Source organism: Moorena sp. SIO4E2, from assembly GCF_010671945.1.
In the GTDB taxonomy this organism is placed as follows: Bacteria; Cyanobacteriota; Cyanobacteriia; order Cyanobacteriales; family Coleofasciculaceae; genus Moorena; species Moorena producens.
The window spans coordinates 1-10,097 of record NZ_JAAHIE010000260.1 but is presented as its reverse complement, the minus strand read 5'-3'; the positions used below and the strand labels follow the sequence as shown (position 1 = coordinate 10,097).

Annotated in this window: 12 protein-coding genes; 6 read left to right on the top strand and 6 right to left on the bottom strand. The window is 44.9% G+C overall.

The annotated features are described in order from the left end of the window. Window positions 1-185: 185 nt before the first annotated feature. The gene (locus F6K37_RS23055; protein WP_131827307.1) at window positions 186-938 is read left to right on the top strand and encodes a CmcI family methyltransferase; all 753 of its coding nucleotides are present in this window, start codon (window positions 186-188) and stop codon (window positions 936-938) included. 156 nt (window positions 939-1,094) lie between these two features. Here the strand turns inward: F6K37_RS23055 and F6K37_RS23050 are convergent, their stop codons facing one another. From F6K37_RS23050 to F6K37_RS23040, 3 genes are all read right to left on the bottom strand, one after another. Next, the gene (locus tag F6K37_RS23050; protein ID WP_207554295.1) at window positions 1,095-1,244 is read right to left on the bottom strand and encodes a hypothetical protein; all 150 of its coding nucleotides are present in this window, start codon (window positions 1,242-1,244) and stop codon (window positions 1,095-1,097) included. A 145-nt stretch (window positions 1,245-1,389) separates the two neighbouring features. Continuing rightward, window positions 1,390-2,505 (bottom strand): M4 family metallopeptidase, encoded by a 1,116-nt coding sequence (locus tag F6K37_RS23045; RefSeq protein WP_008190136.1) that lies wholly within the window; start codon window positions 2,503-2,505, stop codon window positions 1,390-1,392. A gap of 437 nt (window positions 2,506-2,942) precedes the next feature. Next, window positions 2,943-3,446: a hypothetical protein gene (locus F6K37_RS23040; protein WP_008190132.1), complete on the bottom strand. Its 504-nt coding sequence runs from the start codon at window positions 3,444-3,446 to the stop codon at window positions 2,943-2,945. A gap of 870 nt (window positions 3,447-4,316) precedes the next feature. Here F6K37_RS23040 and F6K37_RS23035 point away from each other — a divergent pair. After that, on the top strand, window positions 4,317-5,039 hold the full coding sequence (locus F6K37_RS23035; protein ID WP_008190128.1) for a hypothetical protein: 723 nt from the start codon (window positions 4,317-4,319) through the stop codon (window positions 5,037-5,039). Here the strand turns inward: F6K37_RS23035 and F6K37_RS23030 are convergent. Next, window positions 4,933-5,391, bottom strand: a complete 459-nt coding sequence (locus F6K37_RS23030; RefSeq protein WP_131826906.1) for a hypothetical protein — start codon at window positions 5,389-5,391, stop codon at window positions 4,933-4,935. The two genes, F6K37_RS23035 and F6K37_RS23030, sit on opposite strands and share 107 nt — an antisense overlap. Before the next feature lie 339 nt (window positions 5,392-5,730). Here F6K37_RS23030 and F6K37_RS23025 point away from each other — a divergent pair, with 339 nt between their 5' ends. The 4 genes from F6K37_RS23025 (at window position 5,731) to F6K37_RS23010 (ending at window position 8,655) form a co-directional block, all read left to right on the top strand. Further along, window positions 5,731-6,591, top strand: coding sequence for a DUF1350 family protein (locus F6K37_RS23025; RefSeq protein WP_287252361.1), 861 nt, complete (start codon window positions 5,731-5,733; stop codon window positions 6,589-6,591). Between the two features lie 554 nt (window positions 6,592-7,145). Then, window positions 7,146-7,349 (top strand): DUF8624 family small hydrophobic protein, encoded by a 204-nt coding sequence (locus F6K37_RS23020; protein WP_008190114.1) that lies wholly within the window; start codon window positions 7,146-7,148, stop codon window positions 7,347-7,349. After that, window positions 7,342-7,851: a GNAT family N-acetyltransferase gene (locus tag F6K37_RS23015; protein ID WP_008190112.1), complete on the top strand. Its 510-nt coding sequence runs from the start codon at window positions 7,342-7,344 to the stop codon at window positions 7,849-7,851. Before F6K37_RS23020 ends, F6K37_RS23015 begins: the two co-directional genes overlap by 8 nt. Window positions 7,852-7,896: 45 nt before the next feature. Next, window positions 7,897-8,655, top strand: a complete 759-nt coding sequence (locus F6K37_RS23010; RefSeq protein ID WP_008190110.1) for a HEAT repeat domain-containing protein — start codon at window positions 7,897-7,899, stop codon at window positions 8,653-8,655. A gap of 113 nt (window positions 8,656-8,768) precedes the next feature. Here F6K37_RS23010 and nblB read toward each other — a convergent pair whose 3' ends face one another. Together nblB and F6K37_RS23000 are read right to left on the bottom strand one after the other, a co-directional pair. Then, the gene (gene nblB, locus F6K37_RS23005; protein WP_008190108.1) at window positions 8,769-9,431 is read right to left on the bottom strand and encodes a phycobilisome degradation protein NblB; all 663 of its coding nucleotides are present in this window, start codon (window positions 9,429-9,431) and stop codon (window positions 8,769-8,771) included. Window positions 9,432-9,515: 84 nt separating this feature from the next. After that, window positions 9,516-9,983 carry a CBS domain-containing protein gene (locus F6K37_RS23000; protein ID WP_008190106.1) on the bottom strand — a complete coding sequence of 156 codons (468 nt, stop codon included), beginning with the start codon at window positions 9,981-9,983 and terminating at the stop codon, window positions 9,516-9,518. Between the last annotated feature and the right edge of the window lie 114 nt (window positions 9,984-10,097).

Below are 10,097 nucleotides of genomic sequence, written 5' to 3'. Positions count from 1 at the left end.
TGCGGTATGGGAGACAAGAGACGCTTTGTCAGTATGTTTATTGATGCTTTGCAAAATAATGCTTCTCTGAATCCACTGTAAGCTCCTTTATTATTAAACTGCTCACATCTGGAGATAACTGAAAATATTTTTTTATATTTTCTGCGCAACAAAGATATCGAACTATGAATAAACAGGTAGATACAATGTCAGATAAATTTGGATATAAAAGCCTTAAAGAAGAAAATTTACCTCAACGGGAGATGTCTGCATCTGATCGATTTATTGACATTGATGCACGAAAAGATTGTTGCGATTTGCCATCTAATATATGGCCGTTTCTAATTGAAAGTAGCTACAAACAGCATTGGAAGGAAATTCCTATTTGGAAGAGTGCTCTGGAAATGGTGATTTACCCAATGCTTCTGTACGAACTAAGACCTAAAGTAGTCATTGAAATTGGGGCGTTTACAGGCGGTAGTGCTGTCTGGATCGCTGATCATCTGCAGATCTTTGAGATTCCATGCCAGGTTTACTCTGTTGACATTAATCTTGCCTTCTTAGACAAGAAATCACAACAAGACGATCGCATCACTTTCATTGAGGGTGATGTCAACAAAATTGAGGAATTATTTTCTGCCAAAATGCTTTCTGAATTAGATCATCCCTGGCTAATTATTGAAGATGCTCATGTCAATGTCTCTGGGATTTTAAGCACTTTTCATTCTCATGGACATGCTGGAGACTATATTATTATTGAGGACACCAATCTAGAGTGCTGGAAGTATTGGGATGAAAACTTTGAAGATATTGGTGATGTTAAGAGTGACAAGATTAGAGAGGTTAGTAGATTTTTGATGCAGTATAAAGACACTTACAAGATTGATGCTTTTTACCAAGACATTTTTGGATATAACGGTTCAAAATGTTGGAATTCAATCATCAAAAGAATGTTGTAAAATCTGTTAAAAACCTCAATCTCAAGGTGAGATGACTCCTGGCAGGGTTGCGAGCGTCTATGGGGGGAGTTTAGTAGTCCTGTAGAAGTAGTGATTTTACATCTTTTTTCGGTAGTGGTACAAAAGTAGTGATTTTAATCCCCGAAACCTTGACGCTTACCGTAGCCAAATCACTACATCTTTACCACTACCATTTTTTTGGCATTGCTGAATCTTCGAATGATTATGAGTAGGGTGGGCATCCTGCCTGTCCGGAAATATTGATAACGGGCAAGATGCCTGTTCCACGCCTGATGCCCGTTCCACAAAACTATTCAAATCATTCCACTATTCAGCAATGCCAAAATCTGAGCCTATGGATGGTGCGTTACTGGACGGACTTTGCCAGGCCCGAAAAGGCGGAAAATTTGGGCGAGCCCTTCCCTAACGCACCCTAAAGAATTTCCTAACCTTAAGAGGAGGGGGTGAAAAAAGACCTGATAAAGTCTGGCGCACCTGCGGAGCATCCTGGGGGTTCAGAGGGTTGAGGTGCCGGAGGCTTTTCAATAATCTCAACACCTACCTCTTCCCAACCTTTACGGACAGCTTTTTGTTCCAGGCTGCCAACACCAAATCGGTCACCTGCCACCTTGTATGTCTCTCTGGCAGCATCCTTAAAATCTGAGGTGGAACCCAGCTTATCCCTCAAGGTAAGATACCAGATCCAACCGGCCTTGTCCCAAGCGTATCCACCAATGTCCAGAGCAGCAATGTAGAAGGCTCGGTTGGGGATACCAGAATTGATATGAACCCCACCATTATCTTGAGACCCGGTGTAGATGTCTCTCATATGACCTGGTTGAGGGTCTTTACCTAGTCTGGGGTCGTTATAAGCACTCCCTGGTTCTTTCATGGAGCGAATGCCTTTAGCATTGACATTCTCAGTAAACAGACCAGCTCCAATCACCCAATCCGATTCACTAGCAGTTTGGTTCAGTGTCCGTTGCTTAACTAGGATTCCGAACACATCAGCGAAGTGTTCGTTGAGAGCACCTGGTTGATTCCGATAGACCAGTCCTGCTTCATATTGGATCACCCCATGGGTCAGCTCATGACCAATAATATCGATGGCGATAGTAAAGCGATTGAAGAGTCTCTCCTCTTCTGGCAAATCTTCATCCCCATCCCCATAGGTCATCTGTTGACCATTCCAGAAGGCGTTGTCAAAACCGCGCCCATAATGAACGGTTGAGGTCAACACCACCCCTCGATCATCAATCGAGTTCCGCTCGTATATGTCACGATATAAATCAAAGGTGGCTCCAGAACCATCGTAGGCTTCATCTACTGCTGTGTCACCTGTGGCCGGGTCTCCTTCCCCCCGGACTTGACGGCCAGGTAAACGAGTTTGGTAGTCTGCATGGCAGATCACCCGTTGTTTTGCTGCTCCTGGTTCTCGGGAACTGGGTCGTGTGGAGAAGTCAGCTAATTCCTGGCGCACCCCACGGAACTGACCAGATTCCACTAGGGCGCTCAATGCCCGTTCTCGCTGCATAGGGCTTCCCTGTTCTGAAACTTCCCGCAGCATATACGCCGGAACAATACAGTGCAGAGGGTTGTGGTGGTGATGGTGGTGATGGTGGTGATGGTGGTGATGGTGGTGATGGTGGTGATGGTTTATCTTGGTAGGCATAGTAGTATTTAAGTATTTTTGCTATTACTATGATCGCCCTTGCTAGCTCAGGTTTTATTGCCAAGTTTTATTGCCAGAAGCAACACCTTGGAAACCTTGCCAGCCACTTTTAATCATAGCGAAGTCAACTCAAAACAGTTTCTGATTTATGGCATTGCTTATTGGTCGGATGATTAAGTCTGTTCTATCTTTCCTTACTTCCAGTCTCTTCACCCTGTTTCACCGTTTCATAAAACATCCCCCCAAATCAGCAACGCCTTTATCTGTGGTGTCTCGATTGAAAAAATCGATACCCAAATCAGCATTACATTATAGGTTAGATTTCCGAGCTTTTAACTCTTTGATACAACAATCGTTACAATATAGTCGGATTGTATTATTTTTTCCTGATTAGTCATTGGCAAGGGTTCAACATTTTTTAATATCATGGAATAGCCATCAAAATTTTTAACGGCTAAATTTTCTTGGGCTGCTCTCAGGGTTAACTCAACCTCCTCTGGTTGTGAGTTTTCCTTAACAACCTCGAAGGCAATGGTGACTTGTCCTGGCTGCACACAAACCGCATCAACTGGGCATCTGGAATCCTCTACTATATCCAGAACCTTAACTTGCATCGTTTTCGATTCCATTAAGGCCATCTGATCGATATGAAGTTGAATCTCTTGATTTAAATCCGCCTTAACCAAATTTTCTGTTGCTTGAATCTCTTGATTTAAATCCGCCTTACTCAAATTTTCCGTTGCTTGAGTACAACCGAGCATCGGTTGAATCAGACTACAAATGATAATCAGTTTGATGAACCCTGAGACTAAAGCTAATCCGTTCGATTTCGTCATGATTGACCACCCCAAGTCGGTGTAAATGTAAGCCGTCAGCCGTCAGCCGTCAGTGGTCAGTAGTCAGTGGTCAGGGGTCAGGGGTCACCCGTTCGCTGATAGCTGATAGCTGATAGCACCTCAAGTAGCGTGCGCGTAGCGCATTAGCTTAAGTTTAACTTAGCAATCAAAGCACTAACGGGCTAAAAACCCGATCGTTCTTCAATTGAAATTATCTGAAGTTATCGAGTTAGTTACTCCTTGTCTTCCTGCTATTTTTTTTGAATTACTTGCATTAGAAGCAACACTGTCCCCTTTAGGAGAGAGAGAGTTGCTTAAACCTATAGGGAATAATCCCACCAGCTCAATGCTGGTGATGGTAACCTTTTCGCACCTACTTATTTTACCCTACTTATTTTAGAGTATTTTATCTTAATTGACATAAGAATAAACCGAAAAATCCTCAAGATCCTAACCGTGACTGTAATCCTATGGTAACCATTCAGCCCAAGGCTGATCAGCTATCAACTATTTCTGAAGGGTAACAGAACTCTGCCCTGCCAAACCGGGTCTCGAAAAAGTGCCCTATTTGAAAAAGCGATTAGGGCTGACTCTCTTTATTGATCCAGCATTGTCTTATCTTAGCTAAGAGCTGAATGGTGATGTCGGATTTGAATACAATATCTTGCGATTTATTAATTAACGTAAATTTATCAATCCAGGAACTTGCAACAATGAATTGAAATCAATTAACTGGTAAATAAGGGTAAATGCTATTCGAGGATCAATACTCTTACCCATAAGCCGGTCTTGCATAGGTGGGTCACGTTTTTGAGAGCTATACGACTTATCACGACCAAGCTTAGATATTGTTTCAGTTTATGGAACATCATGACTAAAAGTTTGTTAAAAATTTATCCCCTTGGCCATCTCAGTCTTGCTTTGGTGGAATGGGTATTACTGGCATGGGCGATTCGCCTGTGGCGTCGCTCAACTAGTCTGGCCATGATTGTGCTGCCAATTGTGCTAGCAAGCATTAGCTATGACAATCTAGTTCTGGCCATGGGGAGCCTGATTGGTGAAGGAGATCTCCTGAAATCACTGAGTATGGTGCGCTTCCTATTACACTTCTTAGTAGTGCCGCTGTTCATTGTAATTGCTGTTGAGCTAGCTCACCGCGCTGGAGCAGTTTGGGCTAATACAATTGTACGAGTTTTCTCCTGGGTGCTTGCCCTAGGACTGGGTGGGTTTGAAGTGGCGACCCAGTTTGTTGGCCTAGAATTGGTTCCAGTCACCTTTGCTGGCACCTTGCGCTACACAGTAGCGGAAGTGAGTGCTCCACCAATTGTAACAATTTTGGTCAATTTGTTCGTGCTGCTGATTGGTATCGGCATCTGGGTAAGGCTGAAATGGCCATGGCTATTTGTGGGAACCTTGGTTGCCCTAATTGGCAATGCTGTACCGATTTCTCGAGTTGGGACCCTTGTCGGTAGTGCCTCTGAATTCGTCATGGCTCTGAGTTTGCTATTAACTGAGCGGCGGACACAGTTTGTTCGTGCCCAACTCGGCTCAGGTGAAAAGACAACGAAGGTTGAAGGTTGGGTTGAAGGTTGAAGGTGGGGTTGAATGTTGAAGGTTGAATGTTGAAGGTTGTTCGCGTAGCGTGGCCTTTGGCCAAGGTTGTTCGCGTAGCGTGGCCTTTGGCCAAGGTTGGGTTGAAGGTTGTTCGCGTAGCGTGGCCTTTGGCCAAGGTTGTTCGCGTAGCGTGGCCTTTGGCCAAGGTTGGGTTGAAGGTTGTTCGCGTAGCGTGGCCTTTGGCCAAGGTTGTTCGCGTAGCGTGGCCTTTGGCCAAGGTTGGGTTGAAGGTTGTTCGCGTAGCGTGGCCTTTGGCCAAGGTTGTTCGCGTAGCGTGGCCTTTGGCCAAGCTTGGTTTTAATGTTGTTCGCGTAGCGTGGCCTTTGGCCAAGGTTGAAGGGTTAATAACCTGAAAGCTGTAACCTGTAACCTCTAAGCTCTAACCTGTAACCTGTAACCTCTAACCTGTAACCTTCAACCTCTAACCTTCAAGCTGCAACCTGCAACCTGCAACCTGCAACCTGCAACCTGTAACCTTAAACCTGCAACCTTAAACCTGCAACCTGCAACCTTCAACCTCTAACCTTCAACCTCTAACCTGTAACCTGTAACCTCTAACCTGTAACCTTCAACCTCTAACCTTTAACCTTCAACCTCTAACCTGTAACCTTCAACCTCTAACCTTTAACCTGCAACCTGCAACTTAGTTATCCTAAAAGAGCTTACTGCCATGAATGCCGAATTTAAATTTAGACCAATTCCCTTTGCTTGGGTTGCTATCCATCCCAAGCCGATAGGTGTTGTTCAGTTAATTGGTGGTGCGTTTTTCGGAAGTTTTCCGACAATTTTCTACCGATATATCGCCAAGCGATTATTTGAATCAGGTTATACCGTTGTTGCCAGACCGTTTAGATTTACCTTCCGCCATTGGCCTGTAGCAATTGGTTTGGTCAAAGAAGAAAAAACCCTATTCCAGGGAATTTTGGAAGAAGCAAAAAAATTGGGCTATGAGTACAGTATCTATGAAGAAGACTACTCTGCCAGAGGGAATAATTATTTTTGGTTAGGTCACAGCCTTGGAACAAAATACATCGCACTCTTGGAACTTTTAAGTGATTTGGAGTCCAAAAAACTTCAGGAAATTCTGGGAGATTGTGTGGGTAAAGATCAATATGAGCAGATTGAAGATAGCCTCAGAGATGCTGAGCTAAAATATATTTCTTTGATCAATCAACCATCTGTATTAATGGCTCCTGTTATTAGCGGTACCAGTAGTGCGGTTCCTGTTCCATTCATAGCTGATTTAGTAGACAGACTTGGTTTCGGGGTGTTACCCACACCCGAACAAACCTATTGCTTGATCAAAAATAGCCGTTTATTTAATCTTACTGCTTTGATTAGCTTCAGTAAGGATAAGATTGCTGAAGAAGCTGGAACGGTGCGTTGGCTAGAGGAGAATTTAGGCAATAAACTTCTCATTGATGAGAAACTTCCCGGTAAGCATCTAACTCCCCTCGGTTGGCTCCGGGGAAATGATCAACTTGCGGATACCGTGATTCAAGTGATCACAAAACTAGCCGAGCGAGTCTAAGGGAACAGGGAATAGGGAACAGGGAATAGGGAACAGCGGATCTGGGAACAGGTAAGAAACAAGAGGGATCCCCCCTCCCTTAATAAGGGGGGAAGGTAAGTGGGAAAAAATTCTGTGTACCTGATTACTATGAGAAACGCTAGATTAGAGCAACTTAACGCTAATATTAGCTAGCGCTGATCGGATGTAATGTACTGGTGATAAAGTTGGTGCTCAACTGTCAACTGTCAACCTCCAACCTCCAACCTCCAACCTCCAACCTCCAACCTCCAACCTTAAACTTTAAACCTCCAACCTCCAACCTCCAACCTTCAACCTCCAACCTCTAACCTCCAACCTCCAACCTCCAACCTTCAACCTGCAACCTCCAACCTTCAACCTCCAACCTCCAACCTCCAACCTCCAACCTCCAACCCCCAACCGTCAACCTTCAACCTTCAACCAAATAACCTTGGCCAAAAGGCCACGCGATCGCGTTCAACCGCTAAAAGCTTTGCCATTGTTGTAAGATGGAGAAAGTAAAGAATTGTTAAAATCAACGAACCATTAAATTCATGGCTATATTTCGTCAGTACATTGCTCCCCTACTGGCATTACTAGGCTTCTTAATTGCCCTATTGGCAGTCAGTTCTCGGATCTTTTTACCGAACGATATGCTAGCCCCTGCACCGATTGAAGAGTTTGACGCTGCCAGCATTCAAGCACCAGTATCGGCTCAGTTGGTTGTTAACCAAAATTCTGGGAACACTGGTGAGTAAGCCATTGTTAGCACGGTACCAGCTACGCCTGGGAACGGTACGAGAACGGGCAATTTTGGTGAAGTTCATGGAATTAACTTACCAAGAGCTTTTCCCAGAACAAAATGATTTTTCTCACCTGGCGAGGACTGTTAAACAGTACTTTTCCAGAGAAACCCCGCTGTGGTGGGTTACAGTAGCGGATGGGAACGTTTCTAGGAAAGGCTCTATCGTAACTCATCCCTTGCCAGTTGGTTGTCTGTGGATGGGAAATGGGGTTGATCAGGTAAATGGCGATCGCTATACCTATATTTTTTTACTGTACGTCATGCCAGCACACCGCCGTCAAGGCATTGGTTCAGCACTGATGCAGCAGGCTGAAGCTAGGGCAAGGGCAAGAGGCGATCGCCAAATTGGACTACAGGTGTTTCAATCGAATCAAGTCGCTTTGAACCTTTACCACGGACTGGGTTTTAGAACCCAATCTCTGTGGATGGTTAAACCATTGCACAGACAATACTAATTAAGAAACTGGTAGAATCAGGCAAGATAAGGTAGGTTATCAGGCATGTATGAAGATGATGATCTAAGTTTACTGGATAATACGGCTTTACTAGAAAGCCCTTTAGATGACATAGAGCCGATTGAAGATGAGTTAGAAGCTCCCAAACCTGATCCAGAGGAAATGCTGGCTCTGTTAACGGCACCGGAAAGCCAGCAACGGATGCTAGCAGCTCGTGCTTTTTGTGAGTTGCAAGATGAGCGGGCAATTCCCGATCTGATTAACCTGTTAAATGATGTTTGTCCCTTAGTGCGGGTAAGTGCTGCCTATGGTCTAGGGCGCAATCCCAGTCCCACGGCAGTAAAGCCCTTGATTGACCAACTTAACCAAGATTGGAACGGTTATGTCCGTAAAGGGGTTGTCTGGGCATTGGGGAACTGTCGCGATCGCCGTGCTTTAGCGTCTCTAATTGATTCCCTAAAAACGGATATTCCTGCAGTGCGTTTGTGGGCAGCTAGTGCTCTGGCGCAAATGGCAGAGTTAGATTATGAAGAAGTAATCGCATCGATTCCGCCCTTAATTACTGCTTTAAGGAAAGACCCAGTAGCAGCAGTGCGCAGTAATTGTGCTTGGTCTATCGGGCAACTGTGTCGGGAATTGCCCTCCAATGCGGTTTACGCTGGTGCTATTGATGCCTTAATTGAAGCATTTGCTGATGATCAAGACCTAGGGGTACAAGAAGACGCCAAAGCTGCCCTCTTGAAAGTGGGAGACCCCCGTGGACTTCAGATGATTGAAATGATCGAGATGGAAGGGTTTTTGTAATTGGGTTTGTTATTGCGTTGGGCACTTCCCACACTTCCTACACTTCCCACACTTCCCACACTTCCCACACTTCCCACACTCCCGCCTCTCCCCACACTCTTCTCCCTATTCCCTTATGCTTGTAGCCCCTCTTGCGCTACACTAGCCACCTGCTCAACACTGTCATTAGCTAATGTTTCTAGGACTGCCCTAGCCTCTTCTCCTCCCAGATTAACTAGTGCTTGTACTAACCGGTAACGAATTTGCCAATCGGAATTAGTGGCAAAGGGAATCAACAGAGGCACAGCCCGGGGATCTCCCAATTCTCCTAAGGAACTAATGGCGGCGGTTTGGATTAAACTGATATCGGATTTGAGAGCGTCTTCTAAAAGTTGAAATGAACGGGGTTCACCTAGTTCCCCTAAGGCAGCTATAATACTAAATTTAATGATCCACTCAGTGGTTTGGTGATAGGTTTGCTCTAAATCATCATAGGCTTCGGTGAGCTTCAAGGCACTCAAGGAATCCGCTGCTGCTGCCTGAACATCTGGTTCTGGATCATTCAAAAGGCGATCGCGTAATAGGGTCAAAGATACGGTTAAATCTTGATCACCCAAGGTATCGAGCTGGCTGACTGCCCCATATCGAATCCGAACATTGTTATCGTTAACCAAGGGTTGAATTAGCTCAAACGCCACCGATGGTTCCAGCTGGCGTAGTTGGTTTAATCCACTAATGCGCTGGCCAAAATCCGTTGAATTCAGCAGCTCTTGGACAGATTCACGAGTAACGGTCATGGGTAATTGCTCAATATCTAGCCAAAACTCAACTTACCATGTTATTTGTTCAGCGTGAACACTATTTGAGATAGAACAGTTCCCTTAATTCTTTAACTCAGCTGCCATAGCGCGGACAATATCCCCAGAGCTCAGAATTCCAATCACTTGCTCCGCTTCATCTGTTACTGGTAAATGGTGGATTGATTTTTCCTGCATCAACTTAGCCGCTTTCCGTAAGGGTTGATCCGGTTTGATGCTCATGGGATGACCAGTCATTACTTCCCCAGCGGTTTGTCCAAGTGCTTTATGGAGTTCTTGGTCATAACGGGCAGGATTTTCTAAGTAAATCACGCTGTCGAGAAACATGATATAGACTGGCGGTTCTACTCCTGTCTCCTGCCACAGCAAGTCAGTTTCTGAAATCACTCCCACCAATTTGCCTGCTTCGTTAACCACTGGCAAGCCACTGATGCTTTGTTCAGCAATAATTTTGATCACTTCCTTAATCGGTGTTTCGGGCTGCACCACGATCGGGTCACGGGTCATGACTTCAGCAACGGTTTTAGCCATAGTTGGGTTTTTAAGGGTTTTGAATGGTTTAGCTGGTGATAACTCTATTCTCCCACTGCCTTAGTCTAGAAGGTGACAGAAGTCTGAAAACTTTATGGTTGATTAAGCTTTGAC

What these genes read in the sequence shown, in the direction of transcription:
- F6K37_RS23035 (WP_008190128.1), top strand. Translation starts at nt 4,317, where the DNA reads ATGACTAAAAGTTTGTTAAAAATTTATCCCCTTGGCCATCTCAGTCTT.
- F6K37_RS23010 (WP_008190110.1), top strand. Translation starts at nt 7,897, where the DNA reads ATGTATGAAGATGATGATCTAAGTTTACTGGATAATACGGCTTTACTA.
- F6K37_RS23040 (WP_008190132.1), bottom strand. Translation starts at nt 3,446, where the DNA reads ATGACGAAATCGAACGGATTAGCTTTAGTCTCAGGGTTCATCAAACTG.
- nblB (WP_008190108.1), bottom strand. Translation starts at nt 9,431, where the DNA reads ATGACCGTTACTCGTGAATCTGTCCAAGAGCTGCTGAATTCAACGGAT.
- F6K37_RS23055 (WP_131827307.1), top strand. Translation starts at nt 186, where the DNA reads ATGTCAGATAAATTTGGATATAAAAGCCTTAAAGAAGAAAATTTACCT.
- F6K37_RS23045 (WP_008190136.1), bottom strand. Translation starts at nt 2,505, where the DNA reads ATGCTGCGGGAAGTTTCAGAACAGGGAAGCCCTATGCAGCGAGAACGG.
- F6K37_RS23000 (WP_008190106.1), bottom strand. Translation starts at nt 9,983, where the DNA reads ATGGCTAAAACCGTTGCTGAAGTCATGACCCGTGACCCGATCGTGGTG.
- F6K37_RS23025 (WP_287252361.1), top strand. Translation starts at nt 5,731, where the DNA reads ATGAATGCCGAATTTAAATTTAGACCAATTCCCTTTGCTTGGGTTGCT.
- F6K37_RS23020 (WP_008190114.1), top strand. Translation starts at nt 7,146, where the DNA reads ATGGCTATATTTCGTCAGTACATTGCTCCCCTACTGGCATTACTAGGC.